General features: G+C 59.9%; 13 protein-coding genes. 1 reads left to right on the top strand and 12 read right to left on the bottom strand.

All coding sequences use genetic code 11. The features are described from left to right. Positions 1-361 precede the first annotated feature (361 nt). From CKW16_RS31335 to CKW16_RS31325, 3 genes are all read right to left on the bottom strand, one after another. Positions 362-2,284: a PAS domain-containing sensor histidine kinase gene (locus tag CKW16_RS31335; protein WP_095133571.1), complete on the bottom strand. Its 1,923-nt coding sequence runs from the start codon at positions 2,282-2,284 to the stop codon at positions 362-364. A gap of 99 nt (positions 2,285-2,383) precedes the next feature. Further along, a complete protein-coding gene (locus CKW16_RS31330) occupies positions 2,384-4,684 on the bottom strand; it encodes an ATP-dependent DNA helicase (protein ID WP_095133574.1) in 2,301 nt (766 codons plus the stop codon). Further along, a complete protein-coding gene (locus CKW16_RS31325) occupies positions 4,681-6,348 on the bottom strand; it encodes a VRR-NUC domain-containing protein (RefSeq protein ID WP_095133569.1) in 1,668 nt (555 codons plus the stop codon). The genes CKW16_RS31330 and CKW16_RS31325 overlap by 4 nt, the downstream gene beginning before the upstream one ends. 207 nt (positions 6,349-6,555) lie before the next feature. On the opposite strand from CKW16_RS31325, the gene CKW16_RS31320 reads away from it, so the two are divergent. Beyond that, positions 6,556-6,780, top strand: coding sequence for a YgdI/YgdR family lipoprotein (locus CKW16_RS31320; RefSeq protein WP_095133567.1), 225 nt, complete (start codon positions 6,556-6,558; stop codon positions 6,778-6,780). A 107-nt stretch (positions 6,781-6,887) separates the two neighbouring features. Here CKW16_RS31320 and CKW16_RS31315 read toward each other — a convergent pair whose 3' ends face one another. From CKW16_RS31315 to CKW16_RS31275, 9 genes are all read right to left on the bottom strand, one after another. Next, a complete protein-coding gene (locus CKW16_RS31315; RefSeq protein ID WP_095133565.1) occupies positions 6,888-8,741 on the bottom strand; it encodes a polyurethanase in 1,854 nt (617 codons plus the stop codon). Between the two features lie 95 nt (positions 8,742-8,836). Continuing rightward, entirely contained in the window at positions 8,837-10,525 is a 1,689-nt protein-coding gene (locus tag CKW16_RS31310) for a polyurethanase (RefSeq protein WP_095133563.1), read from the bottom strand. A gap of 23 nt (positions 10,526-10,548) precedes the next feature. Beyond that, positions 10,549-13,596: an autotransporter serine protease gene (locus tag CKW16_RS31305; protein WP_095133561.1), complete on the bottom strand. Its 3,048-nt coding sequence runs from the start codon at positions 13,594-13,596 to the stop codon at positions 10,549-10,551. 85 nt (positions 13,597-13,681) lie between these two features. Further along, positions 13,682-16,645 (bottom strand): autotransporter serine protease, encoded by a 2,964-nt coding sequence (locus CKW16_RS31300; RefSeq protein ID WP_095133559.1) that lies wholly within the window; start codon positions 16,643-16,645, stop codon positions 13,682-13,684. Positions 16,646-16,850: 205 nt separating this feature from the next. Continuing rightward, positions 16,851-18,215: a TolC family outer membrane protein gene (locus CKW16_RS31295; RefSeq protein WP_095133557.1), complete on the bottom strand. Its 1,365-nt coding sequence runs from the start codon at positions 18,213-18,215 to the stop codon at positions 16,851-16,853. Positions 18,216-18,217: 2 nt separating this feature from the next. Continuing rightward, positions 18,218-19,552 (bottom strand): HlyD family type I secretion periplasmic adaptor subunit, encoded by a 1,335-nt coding sequence (locus tag CKW16_RS31290; RefSeq protein ID WP_095133555.1) that lies wholly within the window; start codon positions 19,550-19,552, stop codon positions 18,218-18,220. Then, positions 19,549-21,324, bottom strand: a complete 1,776-nt coding sequence (locus CKW16_RS31285; RefSeq protein WP_095133553.1) for a type I secretion system permease/ATPase — start codon at positions 21,322-21,324, stop codon at positions 19,549-19,551. Before CKW16_RS31285 ends, CKW16_RS31290 begins: the two co-directional genes overlap by 4 nt. Before the next feature lie 187 nt (positions 21,325-21,511). Continuing rightward, entirely contained in the window at positions 21,512-21,937 is a 426-nt protein-coding gene (locus CKW16_RS31280) for an AprI/Inh family metalloprotease inhibitor (protein ID WP_095133551.1), read from the bottom strand. A 67-nt stretch (positions 21,938-22,004) separates the two neighbouring features. Beyond that, positions 22,005-23,462: a serralysin family metalloprotease gene (locus CKW16_RS31275; protein WP_095133549.1), complete on the bottom strand. Its 1,458-nt coding sequence runs from the start codon at positions 23,460-23,462 to the stop codon at positions 22,005-22,007. Positions 23,463-23,979: the final 517 nt, after the last annotated feature.

Raw genomic sequence — 23,979 nt, 5'->3', positions numbered from 1 at the left:
GCGTACAACTTTCGCTCCTCACCACTCAACAGGCCGAGCGTTAGCTCGCCTGCAGCTTTTGATCTTGATGCACCGCCCCATCGAGAGGCCGAGTGGAGGTTCTGCGCAGTGGGCAACCCGGCATGGATGCCGGGTTAGCCGCCCCCGGCCATGGATGGCCGATGGCGGCGGGCCCACGGAGCAGGACCGGAGCGAGGGCATGCCGAGCCTGGGCGAGGCACCGAACGTCAGGGGCAAGAGCCCTTGGTTACTTGGGGCTTTTCCAAGTGACTCGCTGTAAAAGCGAAACCGATAGCCGCCATGACCGCAGAAACGGATATGTACACAATCACAAAAGCGGCCAATCACTGAGCACGCGTTGTCACTTCATGGTCGTGGCGATGATTTCCACCAGATTGAGTTGGGTAAAGGGTTTGGACAGGCGCGGAAGTCTGGTAGCGAAACCTTCCAGGCGCTCGGCGTAACCGGTGGCAAGGATGATCGGCAGGCTCGGTTTCAGTGTCCGGATAGCCTGCGCCAGTTGCGCGCCATTCATCTGTGGCATGGCCATGTCGGTGATGACCAGATCAATCGCCTGTTCGCTGTCGAACATTGCCAGCGCCTGAGCACCGGACACTGCACTGATCACTCGATGCCCCAGGTCCTCGAGCAACAGGCAGGTACTGGTCAATACCAGGCTGTCGTCGTCCACCACCAACACACACAGTCGGGGCACGGGCGGTGCGGCTTGCTCCTCGACAACAGGTTTGGCGACTGAACCAGCAGCGGCGACGGGTATCCAAAGTTCGGCGGTTGTGCCTTTGTCCTTCAGGCTCTTGAGAACGAATCGACCGCCCAATTGCTCGATAAAACCATGAACCATCGACAGCCCCAGGCCAGTACCTTTGCCAACGCCCTTTGTGGTGAAAAAAGGGTCCGTTGCCGATGCCAGCGTCGCGTCATCCATGCCCTCACCGGTGTCGGTGACACTCAGGCAGACATAACGACCGGGCGCCAGGGAAAGCTGCGCCTTGTCCAGAACAGCATCTGTCTGGGCACTGATCACGATTTTTCCGCCATGGGGCATTGCATCTCGAGCGTTGGTCACCAGGTTCAGGACCGCCAGTTCGAGCTGATTGACGTCGGCCTGGACCGGTTCAAGTTCTGGCGAGAAGCGCGTTTCGAGCACCACGGAAGGCCCGAGGGAGCTGCGCAACAGTCCGGTAATCCCTTGCACCAGCTTCGGAATCTCGACAGGTTCGGACTTGAGTTCCTGGCGTCTGGCAAACGCGAGCATGCGCTGAGTCAGGGTTACGCCACGCAAGGCACCCTGGGTGGCGTTGTCCACCAATCGGGTAATTCTCGAATCGTCCCCGACGCGTTTGCGGACGATTTCGAGATTGCCGAGGATGACGGTCAGCAAGTTGTTGAAGTCGTGGGCGATGCCACCACTGAGTTGACCGATGACCTGCATCTTCTGCGCCTGAAACAGCGCTTCGCGGGTTTGCTCAAGGGCTTGCTGGGCTTGTGTGACTTCGGTGACGTCACGGGTGATCTTGGCAAAGCCGAGTAACGTTCCGGTGTCGCCCCAAATCGGGTCGACCACGACATGTGCCAAGAACCGCGTACCGTCCTTGCGCACGCGCCAGCCTTTGTTTTCGAACCGCCCCTCACGGATTGCAATGTCCAGGGTCCGTTGTGGTTCGCCGGCCTCGCGGTCTTCCGGGGTGTAAAACATCGAAAAATGCTGGCCGATGACTTCTTCGGGCAAGTAGCCCTTGATGCGCTGAGCCCCGAGGTTCCAATTGGTCACGCGGCCATCCGGGGTGAGCATGTAGATGGCGTAGTCAGTGACGCTTTGAACCAGCAGGCGGAACTGCTGCTCGCTTTGCTTGAGGACTTCTTCGGCCATTTTGCGGTCGGTCAGGTCGCGGGTAATCTTGGCAAACCCTAGCAACTTACCCGACGGGTCAAGAATCGGATCAATGACGACGTGGCACCAGAAATGCGTGCCGTCCTTGCGAACCCGCCAGCCTTCCCCCTCGAAACGCCCCTCCCTGATCGCCGTGTCCAGCGCTCGCTGGGGCAAACCGGCACGGCGATCCTCTTCGGTATAGAACCGCGAAAAGTGCTGACCGAGAATCTCGGCCTCTTCATACCCCTTGAAACGCCTGGCGCCGGCGTTCCAGCTGGTGATGATGCCTTCGGGATCAATCATGTAGATCGCGTAGTCAATCACAGCATCGATCAACAGGCGAAAACGACTGTCGTCAATGGCGTTGGCTTTGGTCCGATCCTCGCTCATTGATCCCTCGCGTCACTATCGTTTTTCTGGAGTATGCGACAAACCGAAAATTTGGAAAGTTCGAAAACAACGCTGGGTGGCGGCTCTGGAGCGTATCCCTCAGATGACCTGGTGGTCATACGTTCGCTGAGTTGCAAAAGAGGCTGGCGCAATCGACCACCAGCGCGGCAGTAACTGCTTGACCTTGCTATCGCCAAACCGGTCATCGATCAACATCACCACCCCTTGATCCTGCTGGGTGCGGATCACCCTCCCCGCCGCCTGCACCACTTTCTGCACACCGGGAAACAGGTAAGTGTAGTCATAACCGGCGCCGAAAATTGCTGCCATGCGCTGTTTCAACTGTTCGTTGACCGGGTTGAGTTGCGCCAGTCCGAGGGTGGCGATAAACGCTCCGATCAGTCGCGCGCCCGGCAAGTCGATGCCTTCGCCAAAAGCCCCGCCCAACACCGCAAACCCGACGCCCTGACTTTCGGCGGTGAACTGATCGAGAAAGTCCTGTCGCTGCCCTTCCCCCATGCCGCGGGACTGCGACCACAGATTGATGTGTGGATGTTTCTCGGCCAGCAACTGCGCCACTTGCTGCAAATAATCAAAACTGCTGAAAAACGCCAGGTAGTTGCCGGGACGTTGGCTGAACTGCCGGGCAATCAGTTCGACGATCGGGGCAAGGGATGACTGGCGATGGACGAACCGCGTAGAGATCTGGCTGACGATGTGCACTTGCAGCTGATCGGCGTGAAATGGCGATTCAACGTCTATCCACACCGTGTTCTCCGGCGTGCCGAGCAGATCGGCATAGTAGTGGCGAGGGCTCAGGGTCGCGGAAAACAGCACGGTGCTGCGTGCAGCCGTCAAGCGCGGGCGGATGAAGCCGGCGGGCACCACGTTGCGCAGGCACAGTTGCGACAGGTTGCGTTGGCGGTCGAGGTCGCGTTTGCTGATGTCGAACAGGAACTGTTCATCAAAGAGCTCAGCCACCCGGCAAAATTGCAGCATGTCGAAATAGAAGTTCTGTAACGCTCCGTCCAGGCCCTGCGGATGATCGTTCAGGTAATCGCCGATGCTCGCGCTGCACGATGACAACGCCTGGAGCAGTTTTTCCGGCACCTTGTCATAGGCCTGATAGGCGCCGAGTTGCAGGTTATGCAGGGCATTCCACTCACGATTGACCCGTTGCAAGGATTTTTTCAACGCCTCGGGCGCGGTTTTTCGTACACCGTTGAGGTTCGATTGGTCGAGGCTGGCGCTGTACATCTGCCGGCCACGCTCCACCAGGTTGTGCGCTTCGTCCACCAGCACCGCGACGTTCCAGTTATTGGCCTGGGCCAACCCGAACAGCAGCGCGCTGAAATCGAAATAGTAGTTGTAATCGGCGACCACCACGTCTGCCCAGCGGGCCATTTCCTGGCTCAGGTAGTAGGGGCAGACGTCGTGTTGCAGGGCGACCTCGCGCAAAGCCTTCTGGTTCAGCAGGGACAACTTGCTGGCCGCCTGGCGAGCGGCGGGCAAGCGATCATAGAAACCCTGGGCCAGCGGGCAGGATTCGCCGTGGCAGGCTTTATCCGGATGTTCGCAGGCCTTGTCCCGGGCGATCATTTCGAGCACCCGCAAGGGTGGCGCGTCGGCGCTGTCGAGGATCACTTGCGCGGCGTCCAGCGCCAGTTTGCGCCCCGGGGTTTTCGCCGTGAGGAAGAACACCTTGTCCAGTTGCTGCGGCGCCAGGGCCTTGAGCATGGGGAACAGCGTGCCGACCGTCTTGCCGATCCCCGTGGGCGCCTGCGCCATCAAGCAACGACCGGTGCTGACGGCCTTGAACACCGATTCCGCCAGATGACGTTGCCCGGGTCGAAAGTCGGCATGGGGAAACGCCAGTTGTTGCGCCGCCCGATTACGTCCTTCGCGATGAGCCATTTCCTGTTCGGCCCAGTGCAGGAACAAGGCGCAATGTGTTTCGAAGAACAGCCGCAGTTGCCCGGCGCTGAACGCTTCGACCAGGCAGGTTTCCTTTTCGCTGACGATGTCGAAATACACCAAGGCCAGATTGATCTGCGCCAGCTCCAGTTTCTGGCACATCAACCAGCCGTAAATCTTCGCCTGCGCCCAGTGCAGCTGACGGTGGTTGGCCGGTTGCTTGCTCAAATCTCCGCGATAGGTTTTGACTTCTTCCAGGCAGTTTTGCGCGGGGTCGTAGCCGTCAGCCCGGCCCTTTACCTTCAACGTTTGATACAGGCCTTCAAGCGCGACTTCACTCTGGTAGCCCTCGCTGCGCCGGGACGCCACCGTACGGTGCCCGACAATCCCTTCCAGCGCCGTTGGCGAAGGCGTAAAACGCAGGTCGAGGTCACCGACCTTGGCGGTGAATTCACACAGCGCCCGCACCGCGATGCTGTAACTCAAGCGCCCTGCTCCGCCCATTGCACGTAACAGACGGCAATCGGCATCTGGTGCTCATGGCAGAATTCGAGCCAGCGCAATTGATTGTCTTGCAGGCGATCACCGGGGCCTTTGACTTCGATCATCCGGTAGGTTTTGTCCTGCGGCCAAAACTGGATCAGGTCCGGCATGCCGGCGCGATTGGCCTTGATGTCCAACAGCAGTCGATTGAACCAGTGCTTGAGGTGTTCGGCCGGCAGGCAATCGAGTGCCTGATCGAGCAATTCTTCGCTCAGCACACCCCAGAACACGAAGGGCGACTGCACGCCCCACTTGCTGGCATAGCGTTCACGAATCGTCTGGCGGTAACGCCCGTCATCGAGTTCAGCCAGGCAACCCTGGAACAACTCCGCACGGCGTTCGTGAAAGTCCTCATTGAGCAGATCCACCGGCCCACGCTGGAACGGGTGGAAAAACGCCCCCGGCAACGGCGCGAAAATCGCCGGCCAGCACAGCAGACCGAACAGCGAGTTGATCAGGCTGTTTTCGACGTAATGCACCGGTGCCGACTCTTCCGCCAAATGCGCCTGAACGTAAGACTCCACCGACAACGCCGGATCGGTTCTGGGCAGTTGCAGGTTCAGGCGCAGCATTTGCCGTGGGGACGAGCGCTTTATCACCGGACCGCCCAACTTGCGCCGCAGCCGGGGCAGCACACGCAGCAACTGTTGCTGTTCGGCGGCACTTTCCGGCGATTGCTCCACCGCGACGGCGAGGTCCATGGCCAGCTGATATTCACCGCAGCGCTCCAATACGCGAATCAACCGCAGGCGCGCGCCGGGATAGGCACACTCGCGGTAGATCGTCAGTGCGGTAGAGAAATCCGCCAGGCGCTCGCAGTGTTGACCGATCTGGAACAACAGTTTTCCGCGACGTCGTTGCAGCCAGGGATTGCTCAGCGTCAGCCCTTTGATCTGCTCGACAATGCCTTCCACGGCTTCGCCGGCCTCGAAATGCAGCTGACACTCATGAAGAAAGAGGCAGGCATCCACGTCGTCGCGGCTGCGCAGGCCTCGGGAATCGGCGCAGAACTCGACCTTTTCATAGGTAAAGATGCCCAGGTCCGCCAGTACGAACTCGGACCAGTCCTGGTAAAGATTACCGAAAAACATCAAGCGCAGCCGGTCGCACAGGCCCATGATGGTCAGGCTGAACAATCGATCATCCAGCGACGGGCACCACTGGCCGAAACTTTGGGCCTGGGGAAACTGTTCGCTCAGTGCGGGCAGCCAATCGGTCTTTTTTCCCTTGGGTTGATCGATGGTGGCGCCAAAACACTGGAGAATTTCTGCCTTGAGCAACACCTCGAACAGCGCTTCGATCGACAGCGGCGATTGCTCATCGATCCAGCCCAGCGCCAGCAGTGGGCCGGCGGCGATGCCGATGTCACCGATCTCGAGGTAATGCAGTTTGCTCGCCCGGAAGTGATTCCCCTTGCGCATCACCATCCTGACCAGCAGCGCCCTGGACTCACGGGGCAACCGCTTGAACTCGCGGATGAAGTGTTGCTCTTCGACACTCAACACATCGGCATAGCGATGCTCAAGCCAATCAAGCACTTGCATGAAGTTGTTCAAGTAGTAGAACGGATCGTCGAGAGGGTTTGCAGTCACAGGAAAAAAGGCCATGGCGAACGAGTACTGGTTATGCGTACAGATACCAGCTACGCCCTGCCCGGGCAAACGGAAAAGGATAAGCGGCGGCGTTAATCGGTAATTTTTCGCGTGTCTCTGAACTTTCTGCCGATCCATCGCACCAACCGCGATAGAGGTACACTGACGATTGATTTCGTTCGTGGCAGTCGCGCTGTTTTTTTTGAAGGATGAGAGGTGGTTATGAATATCAAGACTCTGGGCCTGCCCCTGGCGGTAGCGGCCTTTCTGGCCCTGGCCGGTTGCGCGACGCCAACGGTTGTGACGCTGCAGAACGGCACCCAGTATTTGACCAAGGACATGCCGAAAACCAAGACCAAGGACGGCTTCTTTGAGTTCGAAGATATTTCCGGGGCGAAAGTGAAGGTCAAGGCCGATGAAGTGAGCACGATTCGACAGGAAGACTGAATACCGCGTCAACTTCATCGCGAGCAAGCTCGCTCCCACATTAGACCGAGTTCCAATGTGGGAGCGAGCCTGCTCGCGATGGGGCCCCTACAGGCAGCCCATCACCATCAGGCGATAACAATTCCTGAGCTGGACAAGCTATCCAGCCCAACCCCGACCAACGTCACCGAATCCCCCCCAAATGTCAGCACCGTGTCGTGCCCTACCGCCGTAGCATGCGCCCGATAATCATCGTTCGGCGTCACCCCCTGAACCCCGAGAAACACCAGTTTGTCGCTGGCCTGGTAACCAACCACCCGGTCCTGACCAAACGCGCCGCTAAACAGGAACGTATCGATCCCGCCCCCCGACTCCAACAAGTCATTGCCCGCCCCGCCGACAAACACGTCGTTACCCTGGCCGCCGAGCAAATGATCGTTGCCGTCCAGCCCCAACAACCAATCACCACCGGCGTGAGCCGTGAGCGTATCGGCCCCGGCACCACCCTTCACTGTTGACGCGTACTGAGTCAGGTTGTTACCCGCCTTAAGGCCTTCGGCCGTGACGCTGTGGATCACGTCATCCTTGAACAGCCCCCACAGAAACCCCGGCTCCTTGGTCACAATGCTGCCGATGTCGCGGGTCATGCTGATGCCGCCATTGGCGTCGCGGATGTACAGGTTGCCGGCGCCGTCATTGGCGAAGTCGAAGTTTTTCACCGACTGCTGCACATCCAGCACGTTGTCACCCTTGCCGCCCAACAGGATGTTGTAGCCACCACCGTCGCGGAAGGTGTCGTTGCCATCTCGGCCTTCCAGATAGTCGTTGCCCCGGCCACCCTGGATCAGGTCATTGCCGTCGCTGCCGATGATGAACGTGCTGCCCTTGTGGGTTTCAGCGTTGCGATTCAGATCCTGAACCCAAGTGTTGGCGCGCGCCGGGTCCGACAGGTTGGCAACGATGATCGTCGAGTCTTTGCTGGTGAGGTCGTAGAACTTCGACTCGATCACCCGGTTCATGCCGTCGCCATAGGCGGTAGGCAAGTGCGAGATCCAGGTCGGAATGTTAAGGATGGAAAACGGCAGCACATTCCACGCTGTCGAAGCGTAGTGGTCATTGAAGCTGACGATGTTATCGGTCGCCGAGACCTTGGCGGCATCGTGCACGCCCACCGATGACAGGTTGAACGATGAACCGTCGAGGGCGCGGTACACCGGGTCGTTCTCGTACCCGACGTTCAGCACTTTGTCGGTGCTGCTTTGGGTCGGCGAGGCGTAGGCGATGTAGTTGGAATCCTGATAGAACCCGGCCCACTTGTCGTTACTCAAGTCCGCCAGGCTATTGACCGCCAACCCGCCGAGGCTATGGCCGCTGACCAGCACGTCCTTGCCCGACAGGCCATTGGCCCGGGCAAAAGCCGCCACGTCGCCAAGCAGGTCGCCGAACGCTTCGCCGACGTAGTTCTTCGCGTAATCCTTGGGCCCTAATGCCGCCAGCAGATCATTGATCACATCGCCGATGGAGTCGCTGATCTGGCTTTCTCGTGGGCCGCTGGTGCCGCGAAAGGCGATACCGATTTCGCTGAGATGGCCCTGCGCGTCGTACTTGCCGAGGATTTCCACCTGAGCGCTGGTGTACCCGGTTTTCTCGCCGAAGAACGTTCCCCGTGCATCGACCTTGCCGTCATAGCCCAGTTGCGTGGCGGTGATGGGCGTCCAGCCAGCTTTCTGCACCGCGTCCAGCGCGGCTTTTTCCGAATCGGGGTTCCATGGGATTCCGGGAATGACGCCCTGGGAGTCGGTGCCGCCGATCAGCGCGGTCACCAGTGTCGCCGGCAAGCCAAGGCCGAAGCCGTTGTGCTGATAGCCGGTGGCAAAGCCGTTATCCAGGTTGTGATAGGAATACAGCGTGATCGCCATCGCGTCGGTAAATAACGCTTTGGAATCGGCTGTACCGAAGTTTTTGTAGTCGTACACACCCATTGGTATTGCCTCTCTCTTTGTTGGAATTGTTAGAGATAGCTCACAACCAGGACGCCCGATCACGAGGCGCCCCGGAGCATTTAGTGCATGCAGCCTCAGGCAAACGTAATGCCTGAAGCCGACAGGTTATCCAGTCCCACCCCCACCAGGGTCACGGCAAAGTCGCCAATCTTCAGCACCGTGTCATGGCCCGACTGCGAAGCGTGTTGCGTGTAGTCATAGCCCTGCCCCGCGCCCTGAACGCCCATGAACAGCAGTTTGTCGTTGCTCTGGTAGCCATTGACCACGTCGAAACCGAAGGCGCCGCTGAACAGGAACGTGTTGTTGCCACCCGAGGCCTGCATTACGTCATTGCCCGCGCCACCGACGAAGGTCACGTGGCTTTTGTCGCTGCGCAGCAGGTCATCGCCGGCATTGCCGAACAACCAGTCGCCGTCGACAGTGGCCACCAGTGTGTTGCCGTAGGCATCACCGTTAAGCGAGTGGTTGTAGTGGGTCAGTTCGCTGCCATTGAGCAAACCGTTGGCGGTCACGCTGTAAGCCACCTCCTTGCTCCCCCACCATGAGCCCGACTCCTGACTGACCAGCGCGCCGATGTCGCGGGTCATGCTGATGCCGCCATAGGCATCACGCACGTACAGCGTGCCGTCGTCATCGTTGGCAAAGCTGAAGTTCTGCAACGGTTTCTGCAATTCGAAGGTGTTGCTGCCCTTGCCACCCAGCAGGATGTTGTAGCCACCGTCATCGCGGAACCGGTCATTGCCATCACGGCCTTCGATGAAGTCATTGCCGGCACCGCCCTTGAGCAGGTCGTTGCTGTCGGTGCCGATGATGAATGTGCTGCCGGTGTGAGGTTCGCCACTGCGGCCAAGGTCCTCGACCCAGGTCTTGCCCCGGGACGCTTCCGCCAGGTTGGACACGATCAGCGTCGAGTCCTTGTCGGTGAGGTCGTAGAAACGCGAGTCGATCACCCGGTTCAACCCGTCGGCATACCCCAGCGAGCCATGGGCCGACCAGTTCAGCGGGTTGAGGATGCTGAACGGCACCAGGTTCTGCGCGGTGGACGCGTACTGGTCATTGAAGTTGACGATGTTGTTGGTCGCCGAGTCCTGATGTCCGTCGTGTTTGCCCAGGGAGCCGCTGCTGAACGTGGTGCCGTCAAGTACCCGAAACACCGGATCGTTCTCGTAACCGATGTTCAGCACGTTGTTGCCGGTAGCGCTCTGGGTCGGCGAGGCGAAGGCAACGTAGTTGGCCTCCTTGAAGAAACCGCCCCAGTTGTCGCCGCTCAGTTCGGCGAGGCTGTTGACGCCCAGCCCGCCGAGACTATGACCGCTGACCAGAACATCCCTGGCGCTCAGGCCATGACCGATCGCAAACGCGGCGACGTCCTTGAGCAAACTGTCGAAGGCGTTTTTCGCGTAGTTCGTCGCGTAATCCACCGGGCCGATGGCAGCCAGCAGGTTGTTTTTCATGTCGCCAAAGGTGTCGCTGTAACCCAAGCCGCCGGTGCCTCGGAAGGCAATGCCGATACCGATCAGCTTGCCCGCCGCGTCGTATTTGCCGAGTACTTCGGCTTCGGCGCTGGTGAAGCCGTCCTTTTCGCCATAGAAGGTGCCTTGTGCGCCGACTTTGCCCTGATAACCCAGCTGCGTAGCGCCAATCGGCGCCCAACCGGTCGCCGGCAGCGGTTGACCGGTTGGCGTGTACGCATACAGCGTCAGCGCGATGGCGTCGCTGTACAACGCCTTGCCGTCAGCATTTTTGTAATCAAACAGTCCCATAGGTTTGCTTCCTTTGCGTCAAATCAGAACTGCCAGTCGAGCGTCAGACCCACACCGTGGTCTTTCTCGCGGGAGCCGAGCAGCCCGTTGTAATCCAGGCTCAAACGAACGTCCTGCGCCACCGCCAAACCGGCTCGCGCACCGATGACGGCAGCGTTACGGTCCAGGGAAACGCTCTGCACGCTGAACGCGGTGTTGCCGTTGGCGAAGGCCAGATGATCTTCGGAACGGGTGTTGCTCAGGTTGTGCTGCCAGCCCAGCGTGCCGGACAGTTCCAGGTGTTGTTGGTCCGACAGGGCAATCGCTTTGCTCGCCCGCAGGCCGAGGGTCGAGAGCACGGCGTCGCGATTGTCTTCGCCGCCCTTGAGCGCTGCGGCATCACCTTTCTCGGTGAAGCTGTCGCTGTTCAGGTGCACGTAAGCCAGGTTGGCGAACGGTTCCAGTGCCAGCGGTTGCAGGTCCAGGCGATACGCCGCTTCGGTAAACAGTTGTGCGGTTGTCGCATCGCGTTTGGATTTCTGTTTGCCGCTGACGTCGCCGAATTGCAGATCACGCTTCACGTCGATGCGGTGCCAGCTGTATGCGCCGCCGACGCTCAGACGCAGCGCATCGATTTCATGGCCCAGATAGGCGCCCAAGTGGTAGCTGTCGACGGAGGCAGACGAATGCGTGCCATCGCCCATGCTCAACGAACTGTCGCTGTAACCGGTTACGAAACCCAACCGCGTATCTTCAGTGATCAGACCGTCGACACCGGCCAGCAAGCCGCCGATGGAGCTGTTGGAACTGGCGTTGTCATGCCCGCCATCGCTCTTGCCCCAGGCACCGAGGACTTTGACCCAGGCGTTACTGCGGTCATCGGTCGGTGCGGCGGCATTGAACAGATCACGTTCACGCAGGCGTTCGCCGACGGCATCGCGCAAGTAACGGCTGTCGTTGATCAGCAGCGTGCCGATCGCCGGGTGAATTTCACCGGACAGTTGCTGGAAGGCTTGCTGAGCGACAGCCGCAGTCGGCGACAACAGCAAGGTTTCATAGAGCGGATTGCCGGCGCCCAGTTGCTCGGCGGCCGCGGCGACGGCGCGTTGGTTCGGGGTTTGGCCGACGCTGGCGAAAGACGCTGCGTTGCGCTCTACCGCCAGTTGGATGCCATTGGCCGAGTAGCCGAGTGTGCCTCCGATGAACAGATAATCCGGTAGCACCGCACCGAAACGCCCTTCGATCCCGCCGGCCGCTTGGAGAATGTTGTATTGGTTGCCGAGCAAGGATTTCACTTCGCTGGTGGTCAGCAAGGTCGGACTATTTTCCAGGGACAGGCTGACGGTAGCGCCGTCGATCACGGCTTTGCCGCCCGCCACGATCTGGTCGCTGCTGGTCGGCGACAACTCCACGGCGTAGGTCGAGCCAGGTTCGAAGGTCACGTCGCCCGCCACTTGCAAGGTGCCGATGGAATTGCCTGGCGCCACAGTGCCGCCGCTTTTCGCGGTCAATGCGCCGATGCGGCCATTACCGCCGAGGATCCCGCTGTCGTTGACGGTGACCGCCGAGAGCAGCGAGCCGTTGATGGCCAAGCGGCCCTGATTGACCAGGGTCGGGCCGGCGTAGGTGTTGGCGCCAGTCATGACCAGCGTGCCGATGCCCTGCTTGGTCAGGCCACCATGGCCGGAAATGTCGTTGCGCCATGTGTCGAGGCCGCAGTGCACGTCATTGCACACGCGCTCGGTCGGTTTGCCCGCGTCGATAATCGCGCCGATCCCTGGCAAGTCCGCCACAAACTGGCTGGAACCATAAGCCCCCTGGATACGGAACTCCTCGGGAATGTCTTGCTCGGTGACCAACATCGCCGGGCCATCGATGCCTTTGCGCAGGTTGATCATCCCCCAGCCATACAGCGAATCGACACCTGGCGCACCGAGGTCGGTAGCCGTAGTGCGCAATACGCTGGCGACCTGGGCGCCGGTCATGTACGGGAAGCGCTCCATCAGCACGGCCATGGAACCGGCGACATGCGGCGCCGCCATCGACGTGCCGTTGTAGTTTTTGTAGCCGGTGGTCAGGTTGTCGGCGTTGGTACCGCTGATGATCGAGCTGTAGATCTTGCTGCCCGGTGCGGACACGCAAAAGCTGGCGGTGTAGCCGCAGCGCGATGAGAAAGTGCTGATGTTGTAGAGGTCCGGGCTGTTGAGGTCCGGGTTTTTCTGCAACGCCGCCACGGTGACCCAGTTCGGCGCGATGTCCGGGACGAAATAGCCCAGGCCCGCGATGGCGTCCGGGTTGTTGAGGTTGTAGTCGTTGCCGGCCGCGAAGATCGTCACGATACCGCTTCGAGCAGCCGCGATGGCGCCATCGTAGGCTCCGCCCGGTTTGGTCCCGAGCAACGGACGGATCTCGTTGAACTGCAATTGCGCGTCCTGCACGGTGAAATGCGGGTAGGCGGGGTTGCGTCCGCCGAGGTCGAAGCGATCGGTGATGCCGATGCCCCAACTGTTGTTGATGATCCGCGCGCCGCTGGCGATCAAGGCATCCCAACCGGCCTTGTAGACCGCGCCGTCATTGCCGCGAATGATGCCGTCCTCCGGGCCCGGATCACCGTTGTCCGCACTGATGATCTGCGCGCCGAACGCCACGCCATGCATCGGGCCGCCATCGCGACTGCCGGCAGCGATCCCGCCAACGTGGGTGCCGTGGGCGCCCAGCTCGCCGTCGGAACCGATCGAGGGCGAACCGTCGTAGCGAAAGGCATCGCCGGCTTTGACCGGGATGTACGGGTCGGTGTATTCGCGGATGCCGCTGGTGACCAGAGTGATTACTTTGTTGGGGCCGGAAAACTCCGGATGCGCGGCGTAGACCGGTTGGTCGAAGATCCCCAGCTTCACGCCTTTGCCGGTGTAACCGGCGGCGTAGGCCTCTTGTGCGTTGACCGCTCCCAGCCCCCAATCGGCATTGAATTCAGCGCTGCGCCAACTGTTGGGATCGCCCGCTCTACCGTTTTCCACGTAAGGCGCCGCTTGCGCGGTACCGAGGGTGGCCAATGCGCAGAGCATGGCAAGTTTGTTGTACTTGTTATTCATCCAGCTACCGTCCTTAGTTGTGTTGCCAAAATCCCTGTGCCTTCAAAAGCACCCATTTTTTTATTTGTGAAACACGCCCCCTGCGTTAAAACTGCCAATTGAGGCTGAGCCCTACGCCATGGCTTTTTTCGCGACTGGCCAGTTGGCCGGTGTAATCGAGGTTCAAGCGGATGTCCCGACTCAGGGCCAGGCTGGCATGGGCCCCCACCAGCGCTGCATCGCGCACCATTGGCGAGCTTTCCACCGAGAACGGCGTGCTGCCGCTGGCGAACGCCAGGTGCTCTTCAGAATCGGTATGGCTCAGGTTGTGCTGCCAGCCGAGGCTGCCGCTCAGGTCCAGTTTCTGCTGGCCGGACAGGTTCACGGTTTTCAATGCGCGCACGCCCAATGTGCTGAGCACCGCGTCACGCGTGTCGCCACTGCTTTTCAGTGCGGCGCCATCACCTTTCTCGGTGAAACCTTCGGTGTCGAGGTGCACGTAAGCCAGGTTCGCGAAGGGTTCAAGCGCCAGCGGTTGCAGGTTCAGGCGATACGCCGCTTCACCGAACACTTGGGTGGTTCCGGCATCGACCTTGGCTTTCTGTTTGGCGCTGACGTCGCCGTATTGCAGGTCACGTTTGACGTCGGCCCGATGCCAGCTGTAGGCACCGCCGGCACTCAGGCGCCAGGCACGCAACTCGCGGCCGGCATAAGCACCCAGGTGATAGCTGTCGACCTTGGCCGATGAGTGAGTGCCGGAGCCCATGCTCACCGAGCTGTCGCTATAGCCGGTGACCAGACCGATCCGGGTTTGCTCATCGAGCGCCCCATCGACACCGGCGAGCAAGCCGCCAATCGAAGTGGTGTAATCGGCAGTGTCATGGCGCTCATCGGTCTTGCCCCAGGCGCCCAGCGCCTTGATCCAGCCATTGCTTTGAGTGCCTTTGGCGTTAACCAGTCGCTCACCGACAGCATCACGCAGGTAGCGGCTGTCGTTGATCAGTACCGAGCCCAGCGCCGGATAGATTTCCCCCGACAACTGCTGAAACGCCTGTTGGGCGGACGTCGCGGTGGGCGACAGCAGCAGGCTTTCGTAAACCGGATTGCCCGCCCCAAGGCCTTCAACGGCGGAGGCTACGGCGCGCTGATTCGGCGTTTGGCCGACGCTGGCGAAGGTCGTGTCGTTGCGCTCGACACTCAGTTGAATGCCGGTGGCGGCGTAATCGAGGCTGCCACCGATGAACAGGTAGTTGGGCAGCACCGCGCCGAACTGACCTTGAATACCACCGGCCGCTTGCAGGATGTTGTACTGATGACCGAGCAGGCTTTTCACTTGTCGAGTGCTGAGCAAGGTCGGGCTGTTTTCCAGGGAAAGGCTGACGGTGGCGCCGCTGACCGTGGCTGTGCCACCCGCGACGATCCGGTCGCTATCGGTCGGCGATAGCTCCACCGCGTAAGTCGAACCCGGCGCAAACGTGACATCGCCGCTGACCTGCAAGGTGCCAATCGAATTGCCGGGCGCAACCGTGCCGCCGCGGTTGGCGGTCAGCGCGCCGACGCGTCCCGATCCGCCCAGCGTGCCGCTGTCATTGACGGTCACATTTGATGCCAGCGAACCGTTGACCGACAGCAGACCGCCATTCACCGAAGTCGGCCCGCGATAAGTGCTGTTGCCGGTCAGCATCAGGCGTCCGGCACCGGACTTGATCAGGCTGCCTTCGTAGACCCGAGTGGAGGCTGCGAGATCCCGGGCCGTGCCCACCGCATAGTCGGTCTGATCCTGCTGGCTGGCACCGACCGGTACACCGTTCTCCCAACCTTTGGTCTTCAGTGTCTGTTGCCAGGCACTGTGTTCCGCCGCGTCTTCGCTCTGACGCTGAATCAGCGCCTTGTCGGTGATGTTGTTGCTCCAGACATCGCTCTGCCCTGCCCCCAGATTGGCGTCGAAACGTCCGAGTAATTGCCCCGGCCCGTGCATCGCCCGTTCGAGGTTGGCGACGCCCCAGCCGACGCGGGTATTCGGTGCTTCGGTGATCGAACCGTCGAGTTGGGTGGCGGTGGTCAGCAGAGTTTCCAGCGCCTGCTGGTTGTTCATGTACGGATAGCGTTCCATCACCAGTGCCAAGGCACCGGTGGCATGCGGCGCGGACATGGAGGTGCCTGACTTGATCGCATAGCCTGCACCTGGAATGGTGCTGTCGATCTTCGCGCCGGGGGTGGTGATGCACCAATACTTGGCGATCCCGCACTGGTTGTATTTCTGTTGGTTGCCTTGATCCAGCCCCGACACCGCCAGCCAGTGGCCTTCCAGGTCCGGCTCAAAGTACGGCAAGGCAGAACGCACGCTGGCGTTTGGGTAACCGCTGTTACCGGCGCTGAACACGTTGATCACGCCGCGCCTGGAAACGTCCGCCGCCTCATCGAGCCAGGTGCCTTTGTTCCAGTGCTGGGCGTAGGCGGCATGCAGATCGTCGAGGGTCCGATAGCTGACATCCGGTGGCTGGCTGCCCCAGCTGTTGTTGATCGCTCGCACACCGGCATCCGCCAACGCGTTATAGACCGCTTTGAAGTAGCGTGGATCAGGATTGGGCCCGAACAGGAAGCTGTCGTTCTTGTTGGTGTTGCCGACGTAGACCTGCGCGTTGTAGGCCACGCCGTGCATGCCGGTGCCATCGCGGGAAGCACCGATGGTGCCAGCGACGTGCGTGCCGTGGGAGTCGTTGTTGGCGTTGAGAGTGCCGTCGACATTGAACTGGGAGCCGTCAACGTAACGGCCGCTGGCGGTCACCGCGTGGTAACGGTCGGTGGCGAATTCGGGATGGGCAGCATCGAAGCCTGAATCGAGCTCGCCGATTTTCACGCCTTTGCCAGTGATGCCGGCGGCATAGGCTTGATCGGCTTGCATACGGGCGAGTCCCCAGTCGCGCTTGAACTCCGCCGAGCGCCAACTGGCGGCATCGCCGGGTGTGCCGGTTTCCAGATAAGCGGCTTGCACCGAGCCGGGCATTGCTGACACCAGGAGTAATAGCGTGCCGACCGACATCGGCTTGATCTGTACGTCCGTGTTCATGACTTCTCGCTTTTTTGGCGTTTTTAGAATTCTGGTCGCCCATAACGGGCAGCAACGCATCTCCCTGTAGCAGCTGGCGAAGCCTGCGTTCGGCTGCGTAGCAGTCGTAAAACCTGACAACACGGTTTGTCAGATAGACCGAATGGCGACTGCTTCGCAGCCGAACGCAGGCTTCGCCAGCTGCTACAGGTCAAATCAGGTCAAATCATTGCGTTCTTGGGCCTTGGCCGAACGCCTCGTCAACCTTGGCCAAATCCTGCTCATTCAACGTCCCGGCGTAGTAATGCAACTTGGTCCAGGCCATCAAGTAGTCGTAGCGTGCCTGTGCCAGATCGCGGCGGGTGGTAAATAGTTGTTGTTCGGCGTTCAGCGCATCGAGGTTGACCCGCTCACCGCCCAAAATGCTTTGCTTGGTCGAAACCACCAGCGCTTCGGCAGACGTCAGGGCCTTCTGATAAGCCCGCAACTTGTTCACACCCGACAGACAGGCGCTGAACTGCCGACGCAGCTGGATCAGGGTTTCCCGGGTCTTGCCGTCCAGTTCGTACTCGGCCTGCTCCATGGTGCGGCTGGCCTGACGGGTCGATGCGGATACCCCGCCGCCGGCGTACAGCGGCACGCTGACTTCAATCCCGATGGTGTTGGTGTCGTAGCGCTGGTTGTAGGTGTTGCCGCTTTCCGACTCGTTCTGGCGCACCGAGGCGTAGGCACTGACTTTGGGCAGGTGTCCAGCGCGGTTGCGTTCGACTTCATAACGCGCGACTTCCACGGCATGGCGCTGCGAAGCCAGGTTCGGGTTGTTGGCCACGGCCATCTCGTGCCAGGTGTCGTAATTGGCCGGCTGCAAGGTGAACGTCTGGAAACTCTGATCCAGTGGCGCCAAATCCCCGATGTTGATCGCCGGCACGCCAATCAGCGCTCCCAGCTCTCGTAACGACGCGTCCTGCTCATCACGGGCTTCGATTTCCTCGGCCGTGGCCAGTTCATAGCGGGACTCGGCCTCAAGGATGTCGGTACGTGTGCCCTCGCCCTGACGGAACATGTGTTCGTTCTGCTGGAACTGTTGCTCGAAAGCCTTTTTCTTGGCTTGCGCGATGTCGATCTGATCCTGAGCGAACAGCGCCTGGGTGTAATTCTCCAGCACCCGAACCAGTAATTCCTGGCTTTTGCCGCGAAAGGCTTCGTCGGCAAACAGCGATTGCGCCACGCCTTTTCGGTACGACGCGTAAGCCTCGTAGTCGAGCAACGGTTGTTGCAGGGTCAGGCTCGAGCCGTAACTGCTGTAGTTGCGATCATCGGTGCGGTTCTGCCCGCGTTCATTGAGGGAGGTGGCCTTGGAGGAGTTGCGCCCCTTGTTGTAGTTGTAACCGATCCTGGGCAACAGCCCGGCGCGGCCAATGGCGCGGTTTTCAAGTCCGGCATCGCGTTCCTTGATGGCACCGAGAAACACCGGATCATTGCGCAATGCTTGTTCGTAGACCTCGAACGGCCCCATGGCCAACACACTGTTGCAGGTCAGCAACGCCAGGGTCGCTGCGAGCATGGAAAGCTTATTCATACAGCGGAACATCCTTATTCCTCAGTCAACGCGGAACCTGCCCGGTCGAGCAGCGGCTTGAACAAATAGTTGAGGAGTGAACGTTCACCGGTGCGCACGAACATTTCCGCCGGCATGCCAGGCTTGATCACCAGACCGTTGAGTTTTTCCATGGCCTGATCGCTGACGCTGCTGCGCAGCACGTAATACGGCGCACCGGTTTTCTCGTCGATCATCTGGTCGGCGGAGATCAGGCTGACTTCGCCGGGCACCCGCGGCGTGCGGCTCTGGTTGAACGCCGTGAACAAGATGTCTACCGGCAAGTGCGTGCCAACCTTATCGACCAGGTTGACCGGCAGGTGCCCTTCCACCTCCAGACTCGTCCCCTGAGGCACGATCTCCAGCAGGGTTTCGCCCTGACGCACCACCGCGCCCACGGTATGAACCCCGAGATTGACCGCAATGCCATCGGCGGTGGCGATAATCTCGCTGTGTTGCAGATCGAACCCGGCGGAAGTCAGTTGCTCTTCCAGCGTCACGCTTTTCAATTGCGCGTCGGCCAACTGGGTACGGACTTCTTTCTGGTATTCCTCGATGTGCTGTTGCAGTTTCAGTCGCGATTCGAGGATGCCCTGCTCCACACGGCCGCTGTCGCCGGTGTTTTCTGCCAATTGTTGCTGAACCTGCGACAGCTGACGCTGGTACTCCATCAACCGATTGCGCGGGATGTAGCCGTTATCCGCCAGGGGCTGAAGGTTGCTCAGCTGTTGTTGCAGAGAGCTGGCCTGGGCAGTCAAGTCCGTGCGGGCGCGGCGCATGCCCGCCAGTTGCGCGCTGGCGCCTTCGATGCTGGCGCGCAAGGCAGCCTGCTCGCGGGAAAACGCCTCACGGCGGCTGCTGAACAACTGCCGTTGACCTTCCAGCACCAAGGCCAGACGCGGGTCAGGATTGTTGCTCAGTTCAGCGGGGAAACTCACCTGTTTGAAGTTGTCCCGTTCACTCTGCCACCGCGCCAGACTGGCCCAGGCCATGCGGTATTGCGCTTGCAGCGATTGCACATCTGCGGCGACTTGCGTTTGGTCGAGCTGGAACAATGGCTGGCCCTGCTTCACCACTTGGCCCTCGCGCACCAGAATCTGGCTGACCACCCCACTGCTCATTGATTGCACGGCTTTGCGCTTGCCCGACACCACGACCGTGCCTTGCACGGGAATGCCTTGGTCAAGGGGTGCCAGACTGGCCCAGGTGAAGAAACTGCCGGCGCCGACGATCGCCAGAATCCAGCCCATGCGGACGAAGAAACGCGCGTCGCGCTCAGGGCGTTCTGCGATGTAGTCATGTTCCATGGTGGCTTCGCTGATGTTGCTCATACACCCGAATTCCTTGTCGAGGGCTGATACTGACGGCTCATGCTGAGTCCACCCGGTGCTTGCACGGTTTTCTCCCGCTGCTGTTCCTGATTGGCTGCGAGTGCCTTAAGCACGTCCTGGCTTGCACCGAAGGCTTGCAAGCGCCCTTCGTTGAGCACCAGCAGCTTGTCGGCCTGGGCCAGTGCCGAGGAGCGATGGGTCACTAGAATCACACTGGTGCCTTGGGCTTTCATTTGCGCAATGGCGCTGGCCAATGCCGCTTCGCCCACGGTGTCGAGGTTGGAATTGGGTTCATCCAGCACCACCAGGCGCGGGTTGCCATACACCGCGCGAGCCAGGGCCACGCGCTGCTTCTGGCCCCCGGACAAGCCGCTGCCGTCCTCACCGAGCACGGTGTCGTAGCCTTGCGGCATGCGCAGAATTAGTTCATGAACACCGGCCTGTTGCGCGGCTTCAACGACTTTTTGCGGGTCCGCCTCGCTGAACCGGGCGATGTTTTCGGCGATGCTGCCGCTGAACAATTCGATGTCCTGAGGCAGGTAACCGATGTAGGGACCGAGATCGTCGCGGTTCCAGCGATGAATGTCCGCGCCGTCGAGTCGCACCGTACCGCCCAGCGTCGGCCAGACGCCAACGAGCACCCGGGCCAATGTCGATTTGCCGGAACCGGATGCCCCGAGCACGCCCAGCACTTCCCCGGCACCGAGGCTGAAATTGACCAGGTGCAACGTGGCGGCCCGTTGCCCCGGCGGCGCGGCGCTGACCTGCTCGAACGCGATCTGGCCTTTCGGTGCCGGCAGCGCCATGGCCTCGTCACTCGGTGGAAAGGCTTGCAGCAACGAATCAAGACGACGGTAAGCGAGCTTGGCGCCGCTCCACTGCTTCCACACGGCGATCAACTGATCGATGGGGCTCAGGACGCGGCCCATCAGAATGGACCCGGCGATCATCATCCCGGCCGTCATATCGCCCTTGATCACCAGCAAGGCGCCAAGGCCCAGCACCAGCGATTGCAGGCACAGGCGCAGGGTTTTACTCAGGGAGCTGATGACGGCACCGGTGTCGCTAGCCTGGTTCTGCAAGCCGAGGAAGCGTGAATGGACCTGGAACCAGCGCTTACGCAATGCCCCGAGCATGCCCATGGCCTGAATGGTTTCGGCGTTGTGCAGGTGACTGGTGGCCAGTTGGCTGGATTTCTGGGAAAACCCTGCGGCTTCGCCCAAGGGCTTTTTGGTCATTGCCTCGTTGAGGCAAGCAAGGCCGATCAACAGCACCGTGCCCACCGTCGCAAACACGCCGAGCCAGACATTGAACAGGTAGATCACAAACAGATAAACCGGAAACCACGGCGCATCGAAGAAGGCAAACAGCGCAGGACCGGTGACGAATTGGCGAATTTGCGTCAGGTCCCCCAAGGCTTGCCCGGCGTTGCCCTCGCCCTTGAACAGGTTGCGCTCGAATGCGGCCTGATAGACCCGAAGGTTGAAGCGGCGCTCCAGTTGGCTGCCGATGCGGATGACAATGAAGCTGCGCACGATCTCAAGCAGACCGATGAAGGCAAAGAACCCGACCACCATCAACGACAGCATCGCCAGGGTGGTTTCATTTTGCGAAGACAACACGCGGTCGTAGACCTGGAGCATGTAAATCGACGGGACCAGCATCAGCACGTTAATTAACGCGGTAAAACAACCGACGCTGATCAGGATGCTCTTGTAGTCGCCCAGCGCTTTGAATAATGGTGCGGTGGCCGGGCTATTTGCCATCTTCATGGGTTATTCCTGAGGTGTTATTCCTCGCCCTGTCTGGCGAAGTTTCCATTAACTGTCCGCGCAGGGGCGGATATAGACTCTGCAGTCGCGCTTACAAACTAATAACAACTTTTCGTGGGCGGCAGAGCGCCTCGACTAGTTGTGTTGTGCTTATGTCGGCAATGACGAGCGTTATAGTCGAATCGTGTTATTGCACCTGGCGCACAAGTGTTATGACCAGATCGGATTTCAATGTGGCTTTATACGATCCGTCGCGTTGGCGGCTGAGAAATAGAACCTTCGAACCTTCTTTGCCAGTGATCGCCAGCCCATCCGGCTCAGGGAACCAGCCAATCGCAGATTCGCCGCCCAGCCAGGCGCTTAGACAATCGGCGCCCTCACCCAGCGTCTGTTTCGGTTGAAAGTCGATGACGCAGACGTTGGACGGTTTGTCCTGCAACGCCTGGGACTCTGGCGAGTCATCTTTGGCGATCAGGGTCGCCTGCCATTTGCCGGCCAGTTCCGAGGGGTCTGCTAATTTCAGGCTGCTGGCCATGGCCAAATCTCCAAAAAACATCATGAACGTCGCCAATAGCCACGCGGTTGTTCTGTCGGTGAAGCCGTTATGGATCATAAGGCGCTTTACTCCGATCAAGGTGCAGAGAGCGGAGCGTCTGCGCCGCCCTCCTTTTCACCTCACATTACGCAGCGATGTCGGAGTAAGCCGCCTGGCCCACGGTGCTGACCAGGAAATCAGCCACGCCGTGCCCGGAGAAGTCCACCGACAACAGGCTGTTGCCACCCGAAGAGGTCAACACCGCCTCGCCTGCCGCACCGGTGAACGAGTTCACGAAATGCAGGCCTGCGCCGTTGGTGATGCCGGTCAGGTCGATCTTGTCCAGACCACTGACAAAATCGAGGATCTGATCGACAGCACCGGGTTTGGAATCGCTGCTGGCCGCGAACACGAAAGTGTCCGAACCGGTGCCACCCCACAGTTTGTCCGCGCCGCCCGCGCCGAAGAGGATGTCGTTGCCGGCACCGCCCTTCAGTTCGTTGGACACGCTGTTGCCGATCAGCAGGTCGCTGCCCGAACCGCCGATAGCGTTCTCGACGGTGACGCCCTTGGCGATGGATACGTTACCCACCATGCCACCAACGTCGGAGAACGAGGCCTCATTGAGGTTGATCTTCTGGTTTTGGGTAAAACCGGAGAAGTCCAAGGTGTCCTTGCCGCCCGCATCCCATACCGAAAACACAACCTTGTCCGACGACGAAGTCGCACTCAGGAAGTCGCGCCCGGCGTTGGAGTTGAAGCCATAAGTGGTGTCACCGGTACGGGTGGTGGTGTTGGCACCGTAGAGCTTTTGGATGGCCGCGATATCGTCCATCAGCGGACCGGACGAATAGGCTTCGACGCCGCCCTTGCTGAAGTCCTGGCTGGTATTGCTTTCACTCCAGTAGCTCATGACGCTGTAACCGCGGGTGTCTTGCCCGTAGGACGCGTCGTTGTAGGTCGGAGCGCCCTCGCCGGCGTTGTAGTCGCCAGGGTGGGCCAGGCCCAGGGAGTGACCGATTTCGTGGGTCAGGGTCTGACGGCCGTAGTTGTTCAGGTCCGGTGTCTTGTTTACGTTATAGCCACTGCCCGTCAGATACCACGAAGTACCGTCATAACCAGCGCCGGTGCCCGGCAGATAAGCGAATGCCGCTGCGCCATCCTGGCCACCGCTGTAGTTGCCGAAGGTCATATGAGCGTCGCCGCCCGTGGCCTTGTCGGTGAACGTGATTTTGGCCACATCGGCCCAGGATTGCATGGCCAGCACGGCCTGGGCTTTCTGCTGAGCGCTGAACTGGCTGAACCCGGTGATCCCGTGCTTGTTCATGGTGCTCGACGACGCCGAGGTCAGGAACGTGTAGGTGAGTTCGATTTTGCCGCTGCCGTCCTTGTCCTGGTAGGCAGCGCCATCGCGCAGCAACTGGGTAGCTGCCTGGTCGACGGAGAAGGAGGGTTTGCCATTCACCGTGAGGTTACCGCCCCGATCATACTGATGGCTGAAGCTATTGATCTGGTTGAACGCAGAACTGGATGCAGCCAATGCTTGCAGTGGCTGGAACGCCTGTTCGGCGGTATCAATAGCGTTGTCTTTTACTTTCGACATAAACACACTTCCTTGTTTAGCTATGGAACAGTTTTTTGTCAGACAGCGACAATCTCTGGCGAGATCGTCCTATCACTCGCCCAATGAAGGCGAAAGAAAACTGACACAATTTGAAATCAACCGTCTACATTTTTTTTGACGTCAAATTGAGTTGTTCCTGCAAGTACCCGGAAACAATGCCTGCGCTGTCGAAATATTGTTTGTTAGATGGTGGTTTGCGCAAATTGTCTGACGATTTGTTATTTAATTATTAAATAGAGGTAAGTTTCTTTTTGTCGATGGGGTCTCACTTTGCGTGAGTTATTAATATGAGTGCCAGCGCATTGATATCAGTTGGATCTTCATTGGATTAGAGCTTTTGACGACTGCTGCGCAGCCGAACGCAGGCTGCGCCAGCTGCTATGTATGGACTCGCCCCCACTGTCTACCCGCTTTTAAAAAAACTGCCGCCCCGTTGCATCTATGTATCAGGCCTACTCGAGGAAGCCGTCGTCGGCTTCTGGCCAAAATTGGAAGA

This window comes from Pseudomonas sp. Irchel s3h14 (assembly GCF_900187425.1).
In the GTDB taxonomy this organism is placed as follows: domain Bacteria; phylum Pseudomonadota; class Gammaproteobacteria; order Pseudomonadales; family Pseudomonadaceae; genus Aquipseudomonas.
This window is presented reverse-complemented; position numbering and strand designations above follow the sequence as displayed.

What these genes read in the sequence shown, in the direction of transcription:
- CKW16_RS31285 (WP_095133553.1), bottom strand. Translation starts at nt 21,324, where the DNA reads ATGAAGATGGCAAATAGCCCGGCCACCGCACCATTATTCAAAGCGCTG.
- CKW16_RS31300 (WP_095133559.1), bottom strand. Translation starts at nt 16,645, where the DNA reads ATGAACACGGACGTACAGATCAAGCCGATGTCGGTCGGCACGCTATTA.
- CKW16_RS31325 (WP_095133569.1), bottom strand. Translation starts at nt 6,348, where the DNA reads ATGGCCTTTTTTCCTGTGACTGCAAACCCTCTCGACGATCCGTTCTAC.
- CKW16_RS31295 (WP_095133557.1), bottom strand. Translation starts at nt 18,215, where the DNA reads ATGTTCCGCTGTATGAATAAGCTTTCCATGCTCGCAGCGACCCTGGCG.
- CKW16_RS31305 (WP_095133561.1), bottom strand. Translation starts at nt 13,596, where the DNA reads ATGAATAACAAGTACAACAAACTTGCCATGCTCTGCGCATTGGCCACC.
- CKW16_RS31275 (WP_095133549.1), bottom strand. Translation starts at nt 23,462, where the DNA reads ATGTCGAAAGTAAAAGACAACGCTATTGATACCGCCGAACAGGCGTTC.
- CKW16_RS31315 (WP_095133565.1), bottom strand. Translation starts at nt 8,741, where the DNA reads ATGGGTGTGTACGACTACAAAAACTTCGGTACAGCCGATTCCAAAGCG.
- CKW16_RS31280 (WP_095133551.1), bottom strand. Translation starts at nt 21,937, where the DNA reads ATGATCCATAACGGCTTCACCGACAGAACAACCGCGTGGCTATTGGCG.
- CKW16_RS31335 (WP_095133571.1), bottom strand. Translation starts at nt 2,284, where the DNA reads ATGAGCGAGGATCGGACCAAAGCCAACGCCATTGACGACAGTCGTTTT.
- CKW16_RS31310 (WP_095133563.1), bottom strand. Translation starts at nt 10,525, where the DNA reads ATGGGACTGTTTGATTACAAAAATGCTGACGGCAAGGCGTTGTACAGC.
- CKW16_RS31290 (WP_095133555.1), bottom strand. Translation starts at nt 19,552, where the DNA reads ATGAGCAACATCAGCGAAGCCACCATGGAACATGACTACATCGCAGAA.
- CKW16_RS31320 (WP_095133567.1), top strand. Translation starts at nt 6,556, where the DNA reads ATGAATATCAAGACTCTGGGCCTGCCCCTGGCGGTAGCGGCCTTTCTG.